Here is a 22,305-nt window from a genome sequence, read left to right on the forward strand (position 1 = left end):
ATGACGCTTGCATTGCCCGCCAAAGCAGCCATCGCCGGGCTCGGCCTAACCCTGCTGGGTCTTGTCAGTTCCGTTGCCAACGCGTTGGAAAGCGATGCCAGCGCGCCGATAGAAATCGTCGCGGATCGCCTCGAACTCGACAACCGGGCGGGCACTGCGGTTTATATTGGCGACGTGGAAATGCAGCAGGGCAGCATGAAACTGACGGCGGACCGGGTCGAGATCGAACGCAACGACCAGGGAGAGGTTTCTCTCGTGACCGCCATCGGCGAAAGCGAGCGCGCCTATCTCGAGCAGAAGCCTGCTCCCGACGACCCGATCGTCCGGGGATGGGGGCGCACCGTTATCTATCATGCCGATCAGCGTCGCGTGGAACTCATCGATCAGGCGGAACTGCACCAGGGTGGCGACACCTTCCGTGGCGCCTATGTCGAGTATTTCCTGGACCGTCGCCAGGTACAGGCCCGCTCCGAGACCGGCGGCGGTGAGCGCGAACGCGTACGCATGACGCTGACACCTCAGAGCGCCCAGTGACGGACAGGAGTCGCGAACCGATGAAAACCTTGTCAGCTAGACACCTGGCCAAGAGCTACAAGAACCGACGTGTGGTCAAGGACATCAGCCTTACCATTGGTCAGGGCAGTATCGTGGGTCTGCTCGGTCCCAACGGCGCCGGCAAGACGACCTCTTTCTACATGATCGTCGGCCTGGTACGGGCGGATGCCGGTACCGTCAGCATCGACGAACAGGACCTGACCCACGCTGCCATGCACCTGCGTGCGCGTGCCGGCATCGGCTACTTGCCTCAGGAAGCCTCGATCTTTCGCAAGCTGTCGGTGGCCGACAATATCCTGGCAATTCTCGAGACGCGCAAGGAGCTCGACAAGGCCCAACGCCATGCGCAACTGGAACGCTTGCTCGAGGAATTTCACGTCACCCATATCCGCGACAATCTGGGGATGAGCCTGTCCGGCGGTGAGCGTCGACGCGTCGAAATCGCCCGCTCGCTGGCCACCGATCCGGCATTCATCCTGCTCGACGAACCCTTCGCCGGGGTCGATCCCATCTCGGTGGGCGAAATAAAAAGCATCATCCGCCAGCTGCGTGCGCGTGGCATCGGCATACTGATTACTGACCACAACGTCCGCGAGACGCTCGATATCTGCGATAACGCCTATATCGTCGGTGACGGCCAGATCATCGCAGAAGGTAATGCCGAGGCCATCCTGGCCAGCCAGAAGGTACGTCAGGTCTACCTTGGCGACGAATTTCGCCTCTGACCATCGCATGGCGCAGATTGCCCCGGGCAGCCCCAAGCCTGCGTATGGAGGCACTCCTTCTTTTCGTGGCATGGATATTGCTTTTACGCTTGCAAGCTGGCGCTGCCAGGGATACCGTGTCGGGCACAACCTGGCAACGAATCCGTTTCCACTATGGCAATGAAACCTACGTTGCAGCTTCGCGTCGGCACTCAGCTGACCATGACGCCACAGTTGCAGCAGGCAATCCAACTCCTGCAGTTGTCGACCCTGGACCTGCGCCAGGAGATTCAGCAGGCCTTGGACTCCAATCCCATGCTGGAGCTAGAAGAGGACTTTGGCGAAACGGCTGTCAGCGAGCCGGCCGAGGATGACTGGGCCAGCGACATTCCCGATGATCTCGCCACCGACAGCGATTGGTCGGACACTTACCAAGATGTCGTCGGCAGCGGTGGCAGCGAAGAAGGCCCCGATTTCGAACGCAATGCCGCAGGAGTCAGCCTCCAGGGTCACCTCTTGTGGCAGTTGAACATGATCGACTTGCCCGAGCGCAGCCGGATCATCGCCGAAAGCCTGATCGATGCTGTCAGCCCATCCGGCTACCTAGACGTCGACCTCGACACCCTGACCGAAGGCCTGCGCGAACAGGGAATGACAGGACTGAAGACCGTCGATGTCGAACAGGTACTCGTGCAAATCCAGCAATTCGACCCCACCGGTGCATGTGCCCGCGACCTGCGCGAGTGCCTGCTGCTACAGCTCGGCGCTCTACCCGACGAGACGCCTCTACTGCCCCAGGCCAAGCGGCTGGTCCGCCAGTTTCTAGAAGCTCTGGCCGGTGACGATCGCAAGTTGCTCAAGCGGCGCCTACGCCTCGACGATGAGCAACTGGATAGCGTCATCGCCCTGATTCGTAGTCTCGATCCGCGGCCTGGCCAAGCCTTCGACGACAGCAGCAGCGACTACGTCATTCCCGATCTGCTGGCTCGCCACAGCCGCGAGGGATGGCGCATCGAGCTGAACCCGGAAGCCATGCCGCGCCTGCGCATCCAACCGGATTACGCCGCCCTGATTCGGCGTGCCGACAAGAGCGACGACAACACTTTCATGAAGCAGCACTTGCAGGAAGCGCGCTGGCTGATCAAGAGTCTGTCCAGTCGTAACGACACGCTGCTCAAGGTGGGGCGCGAGATCATGGCGCGCCAGCTGGATTTTCTCGAGCGAGGCGAGGAAGCCATGAAACCGCTGATCCTGGCCGACATCGCCCAGGTAGTGGACATGCATGAGTCGACCATCTCGCGGGTCACCACGCAGAAGTTCATCCACACGCCACGCGGCGTCTTCGAGCTGAAGTACTTTTTCTCCAGCCAGGTCGGCGGTGGCGAAGGCGACGCTCACTCCAGCACGGCAATCCGCGCCAAGCTCAAGAAGCTCATCGGCGAGGAGTCGCCGCGCAAACCGCTTTCGGACAGCAAACTCGTCGACCTGCTCGCCGCCGACGGCATCAAGGTCGCTCGTCGCACCGTGGCGAAGTATCGCGAAGCACTCGGCATTCCCTCTTCCAGCGAGCGCAAACGCTTGGCCTGACCGGCGACACGGCGACACCAAGACGGCACACACGGACGTGTCCCCCCCTCGTTTCCCCATCAGACTCGACCCAACGTCTTATTCTCGATCCGAGTCGAGTGTTTTACCGGGGGTTTGCTACGCTTCAAAAAGGGTTACAATCGAGTTGCCAACCGCAGGAACAGGAGCGTGACATGCAAGTCAATATCACCGGTCATCATGTCGAACTGACCGACGCATTGCGTGACTACGTGAACGAGAAGCTTGCCCGCTTGGAGCGTCACTACGATAACATTACCAACGTTCAGGTAACGCTCTCGATCGAGAAGGAACGCCACCAGGCTGCCTGTACACTGCATGCCGCCGGTGCCGACTTGCATGCCGTGGCTCAGGATGGCGACATGTACGCCGCCATCGATGCACTCGCCGACAAGCTCGATCGTCAACTCGTGAAACATAAGGAAAAAGCTCAGGCACGCGCCCAAGGCGCCGATGCCCGCTGACTTCCCATGAATCTGGAATCCATCCTGCCCCCCGAGCGCATCCTTTATGCGGTGCCCGGGGGAAGCAAGAAACGCGTACTGGAATTTTTCAGTACCTTTATCGCTCAAAACACACCCAGCCTGGATAGCCAGGAAGTATTCAGCCGCCTGATCGGGCGCGAGCGTCTGGGTAGCACCGGCATCGGCAATGGCGTGGCCATTCCGCATGCCAGGGATGCCCACTGCAAGGCGCCCGTGGCCGGATTCCTCAAGCTTCAGGAACCCATCGACTTCGATGCCGTCGATGGCGAGCCGGTGGATCTGGTGTTCGTACTGCTGGTTCCCGAAGCTGCTGACGAGACGCATCTGGCCTTGCTGGCGCAGGTTGCCAGCGTAATGAACGATACCGAAACCCGGGCCCAGTTGCGCCGTAGCGAAAGTCAACGGCAACTGTACGACGTGCTCATCCAGGCCATTCAGCGCCTCGGTTCAAGCGATCAGGGCGGTCAAGCTTCCTGACACGGAGCTTGCCGCTACAGCCCTAGTCCATTTATCCATCACACCAGGAGGGAGCCGCGCTCATGCAGCTCGTCATCATCAGTGGTCGCTCCGGCTCGGGAAAGTCGATTGCCCTCCAGGCGCTCGAGGACCTGGGGTTCTACGCTATCGACAACCTGCCAGCCATGTTGCTCGACGCCCTGATCGATGAACTGCAACAGGACGAGGCCAAGCGTACCAGCATTGCAGTGAGTATCGACGTCCGTAACCTGCCGGCCGCCCTCAAGCGCTTCCCGTCCCTGCTCGAAGTCATACGCGCCCGAGGCATTCAGTGCCAGGTGGTTTATCTCACCGCCGATGTCAAAGTGCTATTGGAGCGCTATTCGGCCACGCGCCGACGTCATCCGCTGACCCGCGACAGCGAGATGACCCTGGCAGAGGCGATCGAGTCCGAGGAGACCGCCCTCTCTCGCATACACGACATCGCCGATCTTGTCATCGACACCTCGCAGCTATCGGTACATGACCTGCGTGGGCGCATCGCCGAGCAGGTCGCGAACTATTCCAGCGGCCAGCTGATGCTGACGTTCGAATCGTTCGGCTTCAAGCGCGGCGTACCCCTGGATGCCGATACGGTCTTCGATGCACGCTGCTTGCCCAATCCCTACTGGGATCCGCGCCTGCGCAAGTTCAACGGACGCGACAGCGAAATCATCGAGTTCCTCGAGGATTACCCCGATGTCACCGCATTGGCCAATGACATTCGCGACTGGCTGGAACGTTGGCTTCCGGCCTATCTGGCCAGTAACCGCAGTTATCTGACAGTCGCGATCGGCTGCACCGGCGGGCAGCACCGTTCGGTCTATCTCGCCGAATACCTGGCACGTCACTTTTCCTCCCACTATCGGGTGCGTCTGCGCCATCGGGAGTTAGGGATCCATACAGCCGTGGAGGACGATGCCGATGCCCCAGCGTGAGCTGATCCTGGTCAATCAGCGGGGGCTGCATGCCCGCGCGGCGACCAAACTGGTTCAGTGCTGCCAACCCTTCGATGCCAACGTCGTCGTCAATCATCAGGAGCGCGCAGCCGACGCTGCCAATATCATGGCCCTGCTCATGCTGGCGGCACCCTGTGGCAGCGTCCTCAAGCTACAGGCCGAAGGCCCCGACGCCGACGCTGTCCTGGATGCCCTCGAGGCCCTGTTCGAGGCGCGCTTTGACGAAGACGCCTGAACTCGGCTGCTGAAACATAGCGCCAGCGTTTAGCGAACACCGTTCGCTTTTCCTCGTCAAGCGCTTCGACCATGGTAGAATACGCGCCTACTGCGGGTCGACAGAGGACGCCGAGCGCCATGAGCAAGAATCCGGAAAAACTTCAGCCCAAACTGGCCAGGCTCAACGAGGCGCTGGAAAGTGGTGCGTTGGAGCCGGCTCGCCGCATGCTCAATCGCGGTCTTGCGCCCGTCGATGTCGCTCACCTGCTCGAATCGTCACCGCCCAAGGAGCGTAACGTTCTTTGGGAGCTGATCGAGCCGGAACTGCAAGGCGACGTGCTGCAGTATCTCGGCGAAGACGTCCAGACCGAATTCCTCTACCGCATGGACGCACAGCAGTTGGTATCGGCGACTGAAAGCCTCGACGTCGACGATTTGGCCGACCTGCTGCAACGGCTGCCTAACACGGTCATTCAGGAAGTGCTCGCCTCAATGGAGGCCCAGGAGCGTCAGCGCCTGGAGACTGTGCTGTCCTACCCCGAGGACACGGCCGGCGGCCTGATGAATACGGATACGCTGACGATCCGGCCGGACATCACCCTGGACGTCGTGCTGCGCTATTTACGCCGTCACGAACGCCTGCCCGATGCCACCGACACGCTGCTGGTCGTGACGCGCAGCGACAAGCTGATCGGCAGCCTGCCCATCAATCGTCTACTGGTTTCCGATCCATCGATGCTGGTACGCGAAGTGATGGATACCGATATGGCGACCATTTCCGCCATGCTGCATGAGACCGACGTCGCCAACCTGTTCGAGAAGTTCGACCTGATCTCCGCGCCGGTGATCGGAACAGACGGCCACCTATTGGGACGCATCACCATCGATGACGTCGTCGACGTCATTCGTGAGGGGGCGGAACATCGCATGATGAGCCTCGCCGGTCTCGACGAAGAGGAGGACACGTTCGCCCCGGCCTGGCGAACCAGCCGACGGCGTGCCGTGTGGCTGGGAATCAACCTGATCACGGCATTCATGGCCGCCGCCGTGATCGGCATGTTCGAAGGAACCATTCAGCAGGTCACGGCCTTGGCCGTACTGATGCCGATCGTCGCCAGCATGGGCGGCATCGCAGGCTCCCAGGCACTCACCGTACTCATTCGCGGCATTGCTCTAGGCCACGTTTCAAGTTCCAATCTGCGCTGGTTGCTCAACCGCGAGCTGATCGTAGGTGCCCTGAATGGGGTGTTGTGGGCTGCCGTGGTCGCCGGCATCGCCGTGCTGTGGTTCAAGGACCTTGCCCTGGGCGGGATCATAGCGGCAGCGATCGTCATCAACCTGCTGATCGCCGCCTTTTGCGGCACGTTGCTGCCGGTCGCCCTCAAGAAGCTCAAGATCGACCCGGCGCTATCCGGCAGCGTCATTCTGACGACCGTCACCGACGTCATCGGTTTCATGGCCTTTCTGGGTCTGGCGACGTTGCTCTATCTCTAGTTGATTTCGTAGAGCCATCATGAGCATCGGTACAAGCCCGATACTCATGGTGGCCCGTTCTCGCTCCGCTCAGCTACCGGCCACGGTCATCCCGTCGATCAACCAGCTCCCGGTATGAACGCTGCCGCGCGTATCGATGTCATCCCCGAGTCCGAGCAGGCTGGCGAACATGTCGTTGAGATTGCCGGCGATGGTGAATTCCTCGACCGGATACTGTATCTCGCCATTCTCGACCCAGAACCCCGCTGCGCCACGCGAGTAGTCCCCGGTCACGCCATTGACGCCCTGCCCCATTAGCTCGGTCACCAATACGCCACGCCCCATACGCTCCAGCAGTTGCTGCGGTGACACCAGCGGTGCATCGATGCGCACGTTACGCGCCCCTCCGGCGTTACCCGTGGTGGTCATACCCAAACGACGTGCGCTATAGGACGAAAGCATATAGCTGGCGATCCGCCCACCCTCGATATACACGTTATCGCGCGTGAAGACACCGTCGTTATCGAATGGCGCACTTGCCATGGCGCCGATTTCCCGAGGTTTTTCCATCAGCGTGAACCAGTCGGGAAACAGTGGCTGGCCGAGACTGTCGCACAGGAAGGACGACTCACGATAAAGCGCGCCTCCGGCAATGGCACTCAGAAAATGCCCGACCAGGCCGCTGGCCAATTCGGGAGCGAACATCACCGGCATTCGTCCGGTCGCCGGACGGCGTGCACCCAGGCGGCTCAGGGTCCGCTCGGCAGCGCTCTGGCCGATCGACTCGGGCGAGGCAAGCAAGGCCGGATTGCGCACGCTGCTGTAATCGTAGTCGCGCTGCATGCCCTGCTCGTCACCGGCAATCAGCATGCACGACAACGAATGCCGACTGCCTTTCAATCCGGCCAGGAAGCCATGACTATTGCCATAGACCCGCACCCCCTCGCCACTGCTCAACCCCGCCCCATCGGAATTGGTAATGCCGGAAACGGCTCGCCCTGCGGCCTCACAGGCCAGTGCCATTTCGATGGCCTCGTCGGTCGACAACGGCCAGGGGTGATGCACCTTGAGATCCGGGAATTCGGTCGCCATCAGGTCGGCATCGGCCAGGCCCGAGGCAGGATCCTCTCCCGTATAGCGGGCTATCGCCATGGCCTTTTCCACCGCGGCGCGTATCGAATCCTCGCCGGCATCCGATGACGAGGCACTGCCCTTGCGCTTGCCCACATAGACCGTCACGGCAAAACCCTGGTCACGTGACAGTTCGACCGTCTCCACTTCGCCCAGGCGTACATTGACGCCGGTTCCCTGATCGACACTGGCCCCGACTTCGCAGGCGTCGGCACCCAGCTTGCGTGCCTGCTCCAGGGCGGCAGCGACACGCGACTCCAGCAATGCCTGTTGTGCAGCGGCATCGAAAGCCTGAGTCATGATGTTCTCCTTGTCGCGAGGCTGGCTGTTATACTGCGCCAACCTCCCAATGCTGATGGTAATGGCATGTCATTCGATTCACCCGCCGACCAAGAAGGTCGCCCGAGCAAGACCCAGCGCAAGCAGGAAGTGCAAGCCCTGCAGGAACTGGGTGAAAAGATCATTGCGTTGCCCGACACCCAGCGAGCACGACTGCCTCTTTCCGAGGACATGCTCGCCGCCGTCGAGGAAACGTCACGCATACGCTCCCATGAAGGGCGGCGACGTCACATGCAGTATGTCGGCAAGGTCATGCGTCGCGAAGACATCGAAGGCATTCGTGCCGCCTTCGATGAATTCGAGCAGGAAAAACTGCGTCGCGACCATGCCTTCCACCGCCTCGAGAAGTGGCGTGACCGACTGATTGACGACGACGACGCGCTCGAGCCCTTTATCGCCGATCACCCCAACGTCGACCGCCAGGCGCTGCGTCAGTTGATCCGCAACGCCCGCAGCGAGCGCGAACGCGGCAAGCCGCCGACCAACGCCCGCAAACTCTTCAAGCTGATCCGCGATACCGCGGGCATGTAGGGCAAATAGAAGCAACCAAGCCGCTTCCGGGTTCAAGATTGCGTGCCGCCGACGGTGATTTCGTCCAACTTCAACGTCGGCTGGCCGACCCCCACCGGTACGCCTTGCCCTTCCTTGCCACAGACCCCGATCCCGGTATCCAGCGCCATGTCGTGCCCGATCATCGACACCCGGCCCATGGCGTCCGGCCCGTTACCGATCAACGTAGCCCCCTTGACCGGCGTGGTGATGCGTCCATCCTCGATCAGATAGGCCTCGCTGGCCGAGAACACGAACTTACCGGAGGTGATATCGACCTGTCCTCCACCGAAACTGACAGCGTAGAGGCCGCGCTTCACGCTTTTGATAATATCCTCGGGTTCGTCCTTACCGGCCAGCATGTAGGTATTGGTCATGCGCGGCATCGGCAGATGGGCATAGGACTCGCGGCGGGCATTGCCGGTGGGAGACATGCCCATCAAACGCGCGTTGAGCTTATCCTGCATGTAGCCGACCAGAATGCCATCCTCGATCAGCGGCGTGTACGCCCCTGGCGTCCCTTCATCATCGATGCTCATCGATCCCCGACGATCCGCCAGAGTGGCATCGTCGACGACAGTGACTCCGGGTGCGGCCACACGCTTGCCCATACGGCCGGCAAACGCCGAACTTCCCTTGCGGTTGAAGTCGCCTTCGAGCCCATGCCCGACCGCTTCGTGGAGCAGGATCCCCGGCCAGCCGGAACCCAGCACGACCGGCATTTGCCCAGCGGGGGCATCGATCGCTTCCAGGTTGACCAGTGCCTGGCGCACCGCTTCCTTGGCGAAGCGCTCGGCGGCGTTCTCGTCGCGTAGCCGCGACATGGCATAACGACCGCCGCCGCCTGCGCCACCTCGTTCACGACGCCCGTTCTTGGCAACGATGACATTGACGTTCAGACGTACCAGCGGACGGATATCTGCGCCCAGCGTCCCGTCGCTGGCACGCACCAGAACCACCTCATGCTCACCGGTCAGCGACGCACTGACCTGGGTGACGGCCGGATCGGCGGCACGCGCAACGCGATCGGCCTGCTTGAGCATGGCGATCTTGTCCTCGGCGGTCAGGCCCGAGAGAGGATCGACGCCGCTATAATGCAGCGGCGCAGACACCGCTCTGACCGGTACACGATCCAGCCGGGCCCCGCTGCGGGCGATGCCCGATGCGGTTCTCCCCGTCTCGGCCAACGCCTCGGCGGTGATCTGGTTGGAATAGGCAAAGCCGGTCTTTTCACCGGATAGCGCCCTTACCCCGACGCCGCCATCAATGCTGTAGCTGGCATCCTTGACCTCGCCATCCTCGAGTACCCAGCTTTCATGCCAACTACGCTGAAAATAGAGATCCGCATAATCGATGCCCGGCCCCAGTGCATGGCCCAGACCGGGTTCAAGCGACTCGACGTCCAGGCCGCCCGGTGCCAGCAGCGTGGCAATGGCCTCGTCTAGCGGAGATTGGGTCAATTGCGTCATTCGGCATTTTCCAATGTGATCTGCGGCGAGGTCCAGGGACCCTGCACGCGATAGTGAATTCGTGTGACCTTGTCGATCCAGCCACCAAACACCTTGTCGGCGAGAAACAGCGCCCCCCCGACATAAGGCGCCCCGATAAGCACTGCAGCCAGCGGCAGGTTCTGGCTGACCGGCAAGGTGATTCCCAACAGCAGGTCGAGCTGTCGTGCCGCCAGATTGACACTGCCTTCCAGCGTAAACTGAGTGGAGGAGCCATCGATTTCGATCGGGCCTCGCGTCTCCAGGCGCCCATCATACAATGTCGCACTCCCGGTCACGCTGTCGAACGCCGTGCCCTGTCCTGTCACGTCGGAAAAATCCAGACGCAGCCGGCGCAGCAGGTTGTCGACATTGAGCAATCCTACCAGTCGCGCGGAAGGGGACTCCAACGTCAGAAAGCGCCCGTCGTCGAGTTCCGCTTCGATGCTGCCGCGCGAACGTTCCAGAGCGAACTGCCAAGGCGCCCCGGGCCATGCCAATTGAGTCTGGACCTGGGTCGACTCACTACGCAAGGGCACCGGCTGCCCCAAGGCCGCGATCAGCGTTCCCAGATCGCCACCCGACAGGGCAATCCGCGAGCGGGTCAGGCTGGTGTCGGTACCCGAGCTTTCCCAGACCACCTCCCCCTCGGCGGTGACCTCACCCAGAGTCAACGACAGCGGCTTGACGCTGACACGTTCAGCCGTCGCGTCCCAGCTGGCCGTGAGCGATCCCACCTGACGTCCCTGATACTGAAGTGAGTCGATACTGACATGCCCTGCAGGAAGCCGGGCCAGCGTCGCCGGCAAAGCAGCCGGTTCGGGCGGCGTTGCGACTTGACCAAGCAATCCAGTAGCTTCCGGCGTGGGCGCCTCGGGCAGGAGGGCATCCAACGATAGCGTCGATAACACGATATCCAGCGGTCTTGAGCGTTGCGGATGATATTCCGCCGATCCATTCACCAGGCTGCCAGACAATCCAACACGCCATCCCCCTTCCAGCGGCGAGAGCGAGGCGTTCAGCGACCCCAGGCAGCGCTGCTCCCAGCGCAGGCAACCGGTGTCCACCACCACCCGGCGCAGGGCCGAGGGAGGTTGTGACGATGCCTCCGGTGTATCGGGTAACGATACGCTCGCCAAGGCATCCTTCCAGCGTGCCAGTGGCAGCCCCGACGAACGCCAGACGACGTCCCAGCCGGGGCCAGACGGCCAATCCGGCGACGCTGGCCAACGCTCCAGCCAGACCTGCCCTTGCGAAGCTCGCTCGCCATGCGTACGCCAACGTGCCTTGATGCGTTCTGCCACGTCCACCTGCACTGACTCCCCCAGCGTCGATTCGACATGCAGGGGAACGCGCTCGTCGAGCTGCTTGCCGAAAGGCGCAGGCAGCAGGATGGCCAACCCCTGCAAGTCGCTGTCGAGCGTCAGGCTGGGCTGCTCGCCGTCGAGCTCCAGATGCGCCGTGTAGGGAAAGTAACCCACCAGCAGGTTATCCAGTTCCGGCATGTCGGCCCACGCCAGCAGCCCGCGCGCCAAGGCTCTCCCTTCCAGCGTCACTCCTTTGCCACCGACGTCGAATTGCGCCAGCAGCGGCCCGTCGAAAGCTCGTGCACCGAGTTCACCGGTCAGCGTATCCTGATTGTCTGTATGCCGGTAATGCAGTCGCCCATTGAGGTTGCCCAGCGTCAATCCCGACTGCGGTAAGGTCAAGCTCGGCACATCGAGACTGGCCTCGACATCGATGTCCAGTGCTTCACTGTTCTCGATCTCTTCGCCCTCGACCATCGGAGCCTGCAGCGACAATTGCCCCTGAACCTGGCCTTCGCTACGCCACGTCGCAAACGTATCCATGCCTTCCAATGGGCTGGCGGCCAGGAAGTCCAGCAATGCCTGACTCGACCCATTCACCGCTCCCTCGACGCGCAGCAGTTCGTCTTGCAGCGTCACCGAGGCACCTTCGCTGACCAGACCGCTCACTTCGGCATGGGCAATATCGGCATGCAGGGACTCACCTTCGACCGTCAGTGTTGCATTGACGTTTTCCAGTGCCGGCCACTGAGGATCGAAGGGTAAGCGTCCGTCTTCCACCTGGAGATTCAAGCGCAGCTTGCCATCGAACGATTCCTCCTCGCCGGTCTCGCTCATCTCGCTGTCGTCATCGAGCGTATGCTGGACGTAGAGGCTGCCCTGCGGGACGCGCCCGGCAATACCCTGGCCCAGCCATTCACGCAGATCGGGATCAAGCACCTTGGCAGGCAGCCATGCCATGAGCGGCGTATCGATAGCATCGACATTGGCCAGATCCAGGCGCAGCTCGAACTCGCCAGGGTTCTCGCCGGACGTTACCAGCGAGAACCCACCGCTTGCCTCGGCGCCTCGCCAGACCGCCTCCAGCTCGTCGCCCACGATGCGCCAGGCGCCATCGTGTTGCGTCCAGGAGACCTGTCCCGCAATGCCGTCGACGACTAGCGGTGCTTCGAATATCTCGGGAAAGCTCAAGGCCATGCCGGGCACGCCGGTGAACGTGACGTGTCCCCGATTCCCCGCCACGTCGACCCAGGCGTCGAACGGACCTCCTCCCGGCGCCCCCTGCCAGGCGGATACCGAGGCATTCTCGAGCAGCGCCTGCGCCTGCCATTGCCCTTGGCGCCAGCCCACCGACAGGCCGTCTACTTGCCCGGCCGGATCCAGCCCAGCGATGGCATCGGTCACTGCGGACGATCCGATCAGCCGCCGTCCCCATGCGGCCAGTTCTCCAATGTCGAAAGCGCTGCTGCGTAGCGTCCAGCTCTGGTCGTTGCCTTTTGCATAGAAATGCCGAGGCACGGGCCAATCATCAACCGACTCGGCAGGGGCTTCGCCGCCTGTGGTAGTGGTGGCCCACGCCTGCCAGTTATCCTGCTCGCCACGCAACCACTGCACTCGGGCGCCGACGTCTTGCAACGCCGCCTTATCTTCTTGCGTACCGCCGAGGTCGAGCCCGGCGATTTCCAGCTCGGCGTGCGCATCCTGTAGGCGCCCATTCTCCCAACCTCCCCATAGCACAGCCCTGCCCTGCATGGTCTCGACACTGAGCGGCATGGGCCGGGTAACCAGGCGTCCCAACCGCGACAGGGCACTCAGATCCGCGCTAAGCTGCAGCGACGCTCGATAATCCTCGAGCACCTGATCGCCGGGCGTCGTTTCCAGGACGAATTCCAGTGCCTGCTCGCGCTCCCCCTCTACGAAGACGCTCCCCTCCAAATGCGTTCCCTGGCCGCCGCTCGTCATCACTACACGCGGCGCCGTCAGCGTTACGCTATCGTCAATGCCGTGCAACACGACCTGGATGTCCGTGGCCTGCAGTCGTTGGCGTAACAGCAGTCCGGTTACCTGATCGATATCGCCGATGGCGAAGTCGCTATCGGGAACGATGTCGTTGGGGAGCTTGGCAGGTGCAGGCCAGGACCAGTTGCCTTGACGATCCTGATAGAGATGTAGCGTGGCCTCCTCGATCCGCGCGCCGGTCAGCACAGGGTAGCCGGCCCGCAGCGAAGCCAGCATATCGAGACGCGCACTCGCCTGTTCGATATCGAGGAGGGGATACGGATCGACACCGGCATGCGAGATCAATTGCAGATCTTCGATCGCCAGCGATGGATCGAGCCCATGCATGGCGCTGTCGAGCTGACCCAACTGCATGCTGGCATTGAATTGCCCGGTCAACCAGGCGCTCAGTTCGTCACGCAGCACATCGCTCTGGAACATGGCCACTCGCACGCCGACCGAGAGTAACGCGACGACCGCCAGGCCGATGGCCAGCAGGGTCAGTACCCAGCGCAGCACGATGCGTGACGTCGCCATGTCAGTTTTCAGCCCCTGGTCCATGCCGCAGCTTCCCTGCTCTTCTCAATCGATCGATAGACTCGTTGGCGCTACGCAAGTCCTGCAGCCCTCGCCACGACGTCTTCGAACCGGCAGCCACAGGATGAGCGACTCACATCAAGACGATGTCGTACTGCTCTTGTGAGTAGTGCGCTTCGACCTGAAAACGGATCGTCTTGTCGATGAAAACCTCCAGGTCGGACACGGCGGCGGATTCCTCATCGAGAAGCCGGTCGACCACCGACTGCGAGGCCAACACCATGTAGGTTTCAGGACTATAGGCCCGCTCCTCGCGAAGGATCTCCCGGAAGATTTCATAGCAAATCGTTTCGGGGGTCTTCAGAGTACCGCGCCCCTGGCAGGTCGGGCAGGGTTCGCACAGGGTCTGCTCGAGGCTTTCCCGGGTTCGTTTGCGAGTCAACTGCACCAGACCGAGTTCCGTCACGCCGGTCAGCTTGTTCTTGGCGTGGTCGCGCTCGAGCGCCTTTTCCAGCACGCGCAGAACCTGGCGCTGATGTTCCGGGTCTTCCATATCGATGAAATCGATGATGATGATGCCCCCGAGATTGCGCAGACGAAGCTGCCGGGCGATCGCCGTCGCCGCCTCGAGATTGGTCTTGAAGATGGTTTCCTCGAGGTTGCGATGGCCGACGTACCCGCCGGTATTGACGTCGATGGTGGTCATCGCCTCGGTCTGATCGATCACCAGATAGCCGCCCGACTTGAGTTGCACCTTGCGGCCCAGCGCCTTGTGGATCTCGTCCTCGACGCTGAACAGATCGAAGATCGGGCGCTCACCGGGATAGTATTCGATGCGCTCGGCTACGCCAGGCATGAATTCCTGTGCGAATTCCAACAGCTTGTGGTAGTTCTCCCGGGAATCGATGCGCACCTTTTCGATATCGTCGCGCATGACATCGCGCAAGGTGCGAATGAACAGCGGCAGGTCATCGTAAATGCGGCTCGGTGCCGGCGCACTGAGTTTGCGTTCACCGACCTTGCGCCACAGCCTGAGCAGGAACTGCATGTCGGAGAGCAGCTCTTCCTTGCCCACCCCCTCGGCCGCCGTGCGGATGATGAAGCCGCCTGCGACGTCCTGGCCGATCTCATCCAGGCACTCCTCGACCAGCAGGCGAAGTCGCTCGCGCTCGCCATCGTCCTCGATGCGTTGCGAGACGCCGGTATGCGCCGAGTCGGGCATATAGACCAGATAGCGCGACGGCACCGAGAGATGCGTCGTCAGGCGTGCACCCTTGGATCCGATCGGATCCTTGGTGACCTGCACGACCAGCGGCTGCCCCTCGTGCAGTAATTGGCTGATGGAGGCCTGCTCGTCGGAAGGGGTGTTGGGCGGCATCACTTCGTGGGCATGGATGAAAGCGGCACGCTCAAGGCCGATGTCGATGAATGCCGCCTGCATGCCCGGCAGCACGCGTGCCACTTTGCCCTTGTAGATATTGCCGACGATGCCTCGGCGCCGGCTACGTTCGATGAAGGCTTCCTGCAGGACCCCGTTCTCGACGACGGCAACGCGGGTTTCCATCGGCGTAAGATTGATCAGTACTTCACCGCTCATGCAGGATCCTTATCGCTAGGGCTTGCCGCTAGGGCCTCGCCCAATTATGACACAGGGAAGGCGACGTTAACGATCCAGGCTACCGCCATAGAGACACTCCCTGGCGCATCAGCAATTCGGCCGTCTCGAACAGGGGCAGGCCGACCACGGCCGAATGACTGCCCTCGATCCGCTCGATGAAGATTGCCGCGCGCCCTTGGATGGCGTAGCCACCTGCCTTGTCGGCGGGTTCGCCACTCGCCCAGTAGGCCATCATCTCGTGCGCTTCGATATGGCGCATGAAAACGCGCGTGGTGACGCAGGTGGCCAGCATGCCCTGCGGCCCGGTGACCGCTATGGCGGTCATGACCTCGTGGCTACGTCCCGACAACAGAGACAGCATGTCGAGCACATGCTCACGATCGTTCGGTTTGCCGAGGATGCGATTGTCAACGACCACAGCGGTATCCGACCCCAGCGTCGGCAGGCCAGTTCCCTGGGCACCCGCTAACGCCTTGGCCCGCGCCAGGCGCATGACATAGGGTTCGGGCGTCTCGCCATCATGCGGTGTTTCGTCGATATCGACCGGCATGACCTCGATATCGCGTGCGATATCGAAGCCGATCGAGGCCAGAAGCTCGCGCCGTCGTGGCGACGCCGACGCCAGGCGTAGCAAGGCGAAAGACACCGGAGCGCTCCTTGTCGTTAGATGACGTTCAGCCGACGACGCCCAGCCTGCAGCAGCGTGAAGAACCAAGGCCACAAGACGGCGCCAATCAGTGCCGACAGCAGGAACGCCAGATTGATGGAAAACGGCCCGAAGATGGTGCGCAGCCATTGCTCGACGAGTTGCACGATGCCCAGCAGAATGAACACCATCACGGCCTGCTGTACCAGCGCATAGGCTCGCATGCGTTGATAAAGCAATAGGGACAGATAGGCGAGCAACGAGAAAACCAGCGCATTCTGTCCTAGCGGGGACCCTTCGATCAGATCGAGCAACAGGCCCAGCATGAAACCATAGAACACCCCAACCCGCTGAGGCGCAACCACACACCAATAGACCAGAGTCAGCCCCAGCCAGTCGGGACGCCAGATCAGCCAGGCATCGGGCAGCGGCATGACCTGCAGACATAAGGCCAGCAACAGGCTCAACCAGATCATCAACAGGCCGCGAAAGGTGTGTACCGCCATCAATCGTCCTCCTCGCCACGGGCCGCATTGATCGAGTTGCCGAGCCGGATGGCGGCATCCAGCGACTGCTCGGACACTTCGACCGGCGGCGGCGGGAACAGCAGCAGGAAATGGCGGGAGCGCTCGGGCTGCGACACTGGCTCGGCCCTCACCTGGGCAAAGGGCTCGCCGGGATCATGAACGACCTCGACGACGCGAGCGACTGGATAGCCTTCGGGAAAACGCCCCGCCAGGCCGGAAGTGACCAGCAGGTCGCCTTGGCGGATGTCGGCGGTATCCGGCACATGCAGTACATCCAGGGAATCGTAGCGACCCGAGCCCTGGACGATGAAGCGCAAACCGTTGCGGTTGATCTTCACCGGCACGGCATGACTGGCATCGGCGAGCATCAGCACACGACTGGTGTAGGCGGAGACGGAGGTGACTTGTCCGATCAGCCCGGAGGCGTCCATCACCGGCTGGCCGGCATAAACGCCATCGCTGCGCCCGCGGTCGATGACCATCTGGTAGGTAAAAGGATCGGAGTCCAGCGACAGCAACTCGGCAGTGAGGTAGGGCATGTCGCTACGCCGCGCCGCATCGAGAAGCTCACGCAGGCGCACGTTTTCCGCCGTCAGGCTGGCCATGCGCTGCACGCGATGAGACAGCATCAGCAATTGCTCGCGCAGGTGCCGGTTCTCTTCGATGAGTTCGCCTTGGTCGGAAAGCACCAGCGCTCCCCAGGTGAGACCTTCGCTAGGCAGACTGACGACCCATTGCACTGGCGCCACCAGCGTCGAGAGATGGGCGCGAAATTCAGCCATGCGCGGCATGCGCTGCTCGGCGAACATCAGCGCAAACGCGATGACGGCGCATAGCAACATCCGATAGCCGGGCACGGGCCCATGCGAAAACAGCGGTTTGATAGGCCTTCCTCCCGCAGGCCGACAGCCGCGACGCAGCCATGGCGGCCTGCGTTGCGACTACGGTCGATCAGTCGCTGGAAAGCAATTCGAAGGTATGCTGATCGATCATCTCGAGAGCCTTGCCACCGCCGCGTGCAACGCAGGTGAGAGGATCCTCGGCGACGATGACCGGCAGGCCGGTCTCCTCGGCGATCAGTTTGTCGAGATCGCGAAGCAGCGCACCACCACCGGTCAGCACCAGGCCACGCTCGGCGATGTCCGACGCCAGCTCGGGAGGCGACTGTTCCAGGGCGCTCTTGACCGCGGCAACGATCGAGGCAAGAGGATCCTGCAAGGCATCGAGAATTTCATGGGAGTTGAGCGTGAAGCTGCGCGGAATGCCCTCGGCCAGGTTGCGGCCACGCACGTCGATCTCGCGCAGTTCGCCGCCGGGGTAGGCGCAACCGATTTCTTCCTTGATGCGTTCGGCGGTCGCCTCGCCTATCAGGCTGCCGTAGTGGCGTCGTACATAGGCGATGATGGCTTCGTCGAAGCGATCGCCACCGACACGAATGGACTCGGAATAGACCACGCCGTTGAGCGAGATGATGGCGATCTCGGAGGTGCCGCCACCCACATCGACGACCATCGAGCCCTGCGCTTCCTCGACGGGCAGACCGGCGCCGATCGCAGCTGCCATCGGCTCTTCGATCAGGAACACTTCGCGCGCCCCAGCGCCTTCGGCGGATTCCTTGATGGCGCGCCGTTCGACCTGCGTCGACATGCAAGGCACACACACCAGTACACGCGGGCTCGGGGTCAGGAAGGTACTCTGGTGAACCTTGCGAATGAAGTGCTGCAACATCTGCTCGGTGACGGTGAAGTCGGCGATAACGCCATCCTTCATCGGCCGGATCGCAGTGATGTTGCCCGGCGTACGGCCCAGCATGCGCTTGGCATCGAGCCCCACCGCTGCCACGGAGCGCATGTTGCCCGACTGACGGATGGCCACTACCGAGGGCTCGTCCAGGACGATACCGCGACCGCGTACGTAGATCAGTGTGTTGGCAGTACCCAGGTCGATCGACAGATCGCTGGAGAACAGCCCCCTCAAACGTTTAAACATGGAAGTCTTTCACCTAGTCCAGACCGGAACCCTGTGCGGAGGCAAACGGTATCATCGCGGGCAGGACGCGGCAAGCAAGATGCCCGTCAGCTGCAAGTTATGATACCTTTTGCACCTATTTATATCTCGGGCGGATCCTTGACGGTCGCCCGGCCTCCTCCGGAGTCGCTGAACGATATGACGAGCGAGGCGACGCTGAAGATGCGCGACGCAGAGAAGATAAGACATCATACGCAATTCGATGAGCCTTCAAACCATCTGCAACGCCATGAAACGCGTTTTTTTCCGCGTATCGCCACGTGAGCCGGCAAGGCAGTCACCTCGCCGACGCTCGTCATCGATGGCATTAGCGACTCCGACCGTTGACGCACATTATAGGAAGTTGACGCTATGGCGCTTGAACAGGAAGACGTGCGGCGTGCCGCCCACCTTGCTCGCCTGGGCCTGAACGACGATGAAGCCGAACGTTACGTGGACGACTTGAGCCGAATCCTGGAGATGGCGGATCGCCTGCAGGCCGTCGACACCCAGGGCGTCGCGCCACTGGCCCACCCGCTGGACGCCACCCAACGTCTGCGTGCCGACGAAGTCACCGAAACCAACCAGCGCGAGCGTTTCCAGCGTTGTGCCCCTGCCGTCGAGAACGGCCTCTATCTGGTTCCCCGGGTTGTCGAGTAAGCGTTCGAGCGACACGCCGCTGGCCACGTATTTCAGGAGCATCATCGCCCATGCATGACAAGACATTGACGGAACTCGCCACCGCCCTGGCTGCCGGCGAGTTCTCGAGCCGTGAATTGACCGAGTCGCTGCTGGCACGCATCGAGCGACTCGATGGCGAACTCAACAGCTTCGTCACCGTTACCGCCGAACAGGCCCTGCAAGCGGCGGACGCCGCCGATGCTACCCGTGCCAAGGGCGACGCCGGCCCCCTCACCGGCCTGCCGTTGGCGCTGAAAGACATCTTCTGCACCCAGGGTGTACGTACCAGTTGCGGCTCGAAGATGCTCGACAACTTCATCGCGCCCTACGATGCGACCGTGGTCGAGAAGCTCGCCGCAGCCGGCACCGTCAGTCTCGGCAAGACCAATATGGACGAGTTTGCGATGGGCTCGTCCAATGAGAACAGTTTCTATGGTCCGGTGAAAAATCCCTGGGACCTGTCTGCCGTACCCGGCGGCAGCTCCGGCGGCAGTGCTGCCGCTGTCGCCGCCGGCCTGGTACCGGCCGCCCTGGGCACCGACACTGGCGGTTCAATCCGTCAGCCGGCGGCCTTCTGCGGGATTACCGGCCTCAAGCCGACCTATGGCCGGGTATCGCGCTACGGCATGGTGGCCTATGCCTCGAGTCTCGATCAGGCCGGTCCCATGGCACGCTCGGCCTCCGATTGCGCCCTGCTACTCGCCGCCATTGCCGGCCACGACCTGCGCGACTCCACCAGTGTGGCACGCGGCGTACCGGACTACTGCGGCGATCTCGAAGCCTCTTTGTCAGGGCTCAAGATCGGCCTGCCCAAAGAGTACTTCGGCGACGGCCTCGATCCCGCCGTGGAAGCCGCCGTGCGTGAGGCCATCAAGGTCTACGAGTCGATGGGCGCCTCGATCCGTGAAGTCAGCCTGCCGCACACCGACCTGGCGATTCCTGCCTACTATGTCATCGCCCCGGCAGAAGCCTCTTCGAACCTGTCACGCTACGACGGCGTGCGCTTCGGGCACCGCTGCGAGAACCCCACCGACCTGATCGATCTTTACAAGCGCTCGCGTGCCGAAGGCTTCGGCGAGGAAGTCAAACGCCGCATTCTGATCGGCACGCACACCTTGTCGGAAGGCTTCTTCGATGCCTACTACAAGAAGGCCCAACAGGTCCGGCGCCTGATTCGCCAGGATTTCCTCGATGCCTTCGAGGACGTCGATGTCCTGATGGGCCCGGCCTCGCCGACCCCGGCCTTCGACCTGGGCGCCAAGAAGGATCCGGTGTCTATGTACCTGCAGGACATCTACACCATCGCCATCAATCTCGCCGGCATTCCCGGCATCAGCGTGCCGGCCGGCTTCGTGGACAACCGCCCCGTGGGCCTGCAGATTCTCGGGCCGCACTTTGCCGAGCAACAGCTGCTCAACGTTGCCCATCAGTTCCAGCAGGCGACCGACTGGCACCGTCGCCAGCCCGCCTTCGGCAAGGAGAACGCATAATGCAATGGGAAACCGTGATCGGTCTGGAAGTCCACGTCCAGCTCGCCACCCAGTCGAAGATCTTTTCCGGCGCTTCGACCGCCTTCGGTGCCGAACCCAACACCCAGGCCAGCGCCGTCGATCTCGGCCTGCCGGGCGTATTGCCGGTGCTCAACGAAGCTGCCGTGGCCATGGCCGTGCAGTTCGGCCTGGGCATCAACGCCGAGATTCCCGAGACCTCGATCTTCGATCGCAAGAACTACTTCTATCCCGACCTGCCCAAGGGCTACCAGACCAGCCAGATGTATCATCCGATCGTCGGGCCGGGTGAGGTCGAGATCACCCTGGAAGATGGCACCACCAAGCGCATTCGCGTGCATCATGCCCACCTCGAGGAAGACGCCGGCAAGTCGTTGCACGAGGACTTTCACGGCATGACCGGCATCGATCTCAACCGTTCCGGCACGCCACTACTGGAAATCGTCTCCGAACCGGACATGCGCTCGGCCAAGGAAGCGGTCGCCTATATCAAGGCGCTGCACTCCATCGTCACCTACCTGGGCATTTCCGATGGCAACATGGCCGAAGGCTCGATGCGTTGCGACGTCAACGTGTCGGTACGCCCGAAAGGCCGGGAGGCGCTGGGCACCCGCGCCGAGATCAAGAACGTCAACTCGTTCCGTTTCGTCGAGAAGGCCATCGCCTACGAGATCGAGCGCCAGATCGAGCTGATCGAGGATGGCGGGGAAGTCGTTCAGGAAACCCGCCTTTACGACCCCGAAGCCGACGAGACGCGCAGTATGCGCACCAAGGAAGAAGCCAACGACTATCGTTACTTCCCCTGCCCCGACCTGTTGCCGGTGGTGCTCGACCAGGCCTACGTCGACCACCTGCGCGGCAGCTTGCCGGAATTGCCGGCCGAGAAGCGCGCCCGTTTCGAGAACGAGCTCGGCCTGTCGGCTTACGATGCCAGCGTATTGTCATCGACCCGCCCCATGGCCGAATACTTCGAGGCGGTCAAGGACAGTTGTGGCGACGCCAAGTTGGCTGCCAATTGGGTACAGGGTGAGCTCACGGGCCAGCTCAACCGCGAAAGCCTGGATATCGTCGACAGTCCGGTCAGCGCCTCTCAGCTCGGTGGCCTGATCCGTCGTGTCAGCGACGAGACCATCAACGGCAAGGCGGCCAAGCAGGTATTCATGGCGTTGTGGAACGGCGAGGGCGAGACCGCCGACGAGATCATCGAGACCAAGGGGCTCAAGCAGGTCACCGACACCGGCGCCATCGAGGCCATGATCGACCAGGTCATCGCCGACAGCCCGGTTCAGGTCGCCCAGTATCACGAGGCCGATGAGGCCAAGCGTGGCAAGATGATCGGCTACTTCGTGGGTCAGGTAATGAAGGCCTCGCGCGGTACCGCCAATCCGCCACAGGTCAACGCCCTGCTCAAGCAGAAGCTCGACCAGGCATGACCCGCCAGGCCCGGGACGCCTCCCGGGCCTCTGCCCCGATTCACG

The 22,305-nt window shown here is 62.1% G+C and carries 20 protein-coding genes; 12 read left to right on the forward strand and 8 right to left on the reverse strand.

Annotation, left to right across the window (positions count from 1 at the left end; genetic code table 11):
- The 8 genes from lptA to mgtE all read left to right on the forward strand — a co-directional run bounded on the left by lptA (position 1) and on the right by mgtE (position 6,513).
- Complete coding sequence (gene lptA, locus MHM84_RS04295) at positions 1–534, forward strand: lipopolysaccharide transport periplasmic protein LptA (protein WP_239262831.1); 534 nt, start codon at positions 1–3, stop codon at positions 532–534.
- A gap of 20 nt (positions 535–554) precedes the next feature.
- Positions 555–1,280, forward strand: coding sequence for an LPS export ABC transporter ATP-binding protein (gene lptB, locus MHM84_RS04300; protein ID WP_239262834.1), 726 nt, complete (start codon positions 555–557; stop codon positions 1,278–1,280).
- Positions 1,281–1,433: 153 nt separating this feature from the next.
- Positions 1,434–2,846, forward strand: a complete 1,413-nt coding sequence (locus tag MHM84_RS04305) for an RNA polymerase factor sigma-54 (protein WP_239262837.1) — start codon at positions 1,434–1,436, stop codon at positions 2,844–2,846.
- Between the two features lie 173 nt (positions 2,847–3,019).
- Positions 3,020–3,328, forward strand: coding sequence for a ribosome-associated translation inhibitor RaiA (gene raiA, locus MHM84_RS04310; RefSeq protein ID WP_239262840.1), 309 nt, complete (start codon positions 3,020–3,022; stop codon positions 3,326–3,328).
- 6 nt (positions 3,329–3,334) lie between these two features.
- The gene (ptsN, locus tag MHM84_RS04315; RefSeq protein ID WP_239262843.1) at positions 3,335–3,826 is read left to right on the forward strand and encodes a PTS IIA-like nitrogen regulatory protein PtsN; all 492 of its coding nucleotides are present in this window, start codon (positions 3,335–3,337) and stop codon (positions 3,824–3,826) included.
- A gap of 62 nt (positions 3,827–3,888) precedes the next feature.
- Positions 3,889–4,782, forward strand: coding sequence for an RNase adapter RapZ (gene rapZ, locus MHM84_RS04320; RefSeq protein ID WP_239262846.1), 894 nt, complete (start codon positions 3,889–3,891; stop codon positions 4,780–4,782).
- Entirely contained in the window at positions 4,769–5,038 is a 270-nt protein-coding gene (locus MHM84_RS04325; protein ID WP_239262849.1) for an HPr family phosphocarrier protein, read from the forward strand. Before rapZ ends, MHM84_RS04325 begins: the two co-directional genes overlap by 14 nt.
- A gap of 119 nt (positions 5,039–5,157) precedes the next feature.
- Entirely contained in the window at positions 5,158–6,513 is a 1,356-nt protein-coding gene (gene mgtE / locus MHM84_RS04330) for a magnesium transporter (RefSeq protein ID WP_239262851.1), read from the forward strand.
- Between the two features lie 69 nt (positions 6,514–6,582).
- Here mgtE and pmbA read toward each other — a convergent pair whose 3' ends face one another.
- Entirely contained in the window at positions 6,583–7,923 is a 1,341-nt protein-coding gene (pmbA, locus tag MHM84_RS04335) for a metalloprotease PmbA (protein ID WP_239262853.1), read from the reverse strand.
- A gap of 66 nt (positions 7,924–7,989) precedes the next feature.
- Between pmbA and yjgA the strand changes: the two genes are divergently transcribed.
- Positions 7,990–8,493, forward strand: a complete 504-nt coding sequence (gene yjgA / locus MHM84_RS04340; protein ID WP_239262855.1) for a ribosome biogenesis factor YjgA — start codon at positions 7,990–7,992, stop codon at positions 8,491–8,493.
- A gap of 32 nt (positions 8,494–8,525) precedes the next feature.
- On the opposite strand, the gene tldD is transcribed toward yjgA, so the two are convergent.
- From tldD to MHM84_RS04375, 7 genes are all read right to left on the reverse strand, one after another.
- Entirely contained in the window at positions 8,526–9,980 is a 1,455-nt protein-coding gene (tldD, locus tag MHM84_RS04345) for a metalloprotease TldD (protein WP_239262857.1), read from the reverse strand.
- Entirely contained in the window at positions 9,977–13,864 is a 3,888-nt protein-coding gene (locus MHM84_RS04350; protein WP_239262859.1) for a YhdP family protein, read from the reverse strand. Before MHM84_RS04350 ends, tldD begins: the two co-directional genes overlap by 4 nt.
- Positions 13,865–13,973: 109 nt before the next feature.
- A complete protein-coding gene (gene rng / locus MHM84_RS04355; protein ID WP_239262861.1) occupies positions 13,974–15,437 on the reverse strand; it encodes a ribonuclease G in 1,464 nt (487 codons plus the stop codon).
- Positions 15,438–15,516: 79 nt separating this feature from the next.
- A complete protein-coding gene (locus MHM84_RS04360) occupies positions 15,517–16,104 on the reverse strand; it encodes a Maf family protein (RefSeq protein WP_239262863.1) in 588 nt (195 codons plus the stop codon).
- 17 nt (positions 16,105–16,121) lie between these two features.
- Entirely contained in the window at positions 16,122–16,610 is a 489-nt protein-coding gene (gene mreD, locus MHM84_RS04365; protein ID WP_239262865.1) for a rod shape-determining protein MreD, read from the reverse strand.
- The gene (gene mreC, locus MHM84_RS04370; RefSeq protein ID WP_343218275.1) at positions 16,610–17,515 is read right to left on the reverse strand and encodes a rod shape-determining protein MreC; all 906 of its coding nucleotides are present in this window, start codon (positions 17,513–17,515) and stop codon (positions 16,610–16,612) included. The genes mreD and mreC overlap by 1 nt, the downstream gene beginning before the upstream one ends.
- Before the next feature lie 67 nt (positions 17,516–17,582).
- Complete coding sequence (locus MHM84_RS04375; protein WP_092846379.1) at positions 17,583–18,620, reverse strand: rod shape-determining protein; 1,038 nt, start codon at positions 18,618–18,620, stop codon at positions 17,583–17,585.
- A 390-nt stretch (positions 18,621–19,010) separates the two neighbouring features.
- Here MHM84_RS04375 and gatC point away from each other — a divergent pair, with 390 nt between their 5' ends.
- Genes gatC through gatB form a run of 3 tightly spaced genes read left to right on the forward strand, consistent with a single transcriptional unit; the run spans position 19,011 to position 22,260 of the window.
- Positions 19,011–19,298, forward strand: coding sequence for an Asp-tRNA(Asn)/Glu-tRNA(Gln) amidotransferase subunit GatC (gatC, locus tag MHM84_RS04380; RefSeq protein WP_239262870.1), 288 nt, complete (start codon positions 19,011–19,013; stop codon positions 19,296–19,298).
- Positions 19,299–19,348: 50 nt separating this feature from the next.
- A complete protein-coding gene (gatA, locus tag MHM84_RS04385) occupies positions 19,349–20,809 on the forward strand; it encodes an Asp-tRNA(Asn)/Glu-tRNA(Gln) amidotransferase subunit GatA (protein WP_239262872.1) in 1,461 nt (486 codons plus the stop codon).
- Positions 20,809–22,260, forward strand: a complete 1,452-nt coding sequence (gene gatB / locus MHM84_RS04390) for an Asp-tRNA(Asn)/Glu-tRNA(Gln) amidotransferase subunit GatB (protein WP_239262874.1) — start codon at positions 20,809–20,811, stop codon at positions 22,258–22,260. Before gatA ends, gatB begins: the two co-directional genes overlap by 1 nt.
- The last annotated feature ends 45 nt before the right edge of the window (positions 22,261–22,305 follow it).

This window comes from Halomonas sp. McH1-25 (assembly GCF_022348165.1).
In the GTDB taxonomy this organism is placed as follows: Bacteria; Pseudomonadota; Gammaproteobacteria; order Pseudomonadales; family Halomonadaceae; genus Modicisalibacter.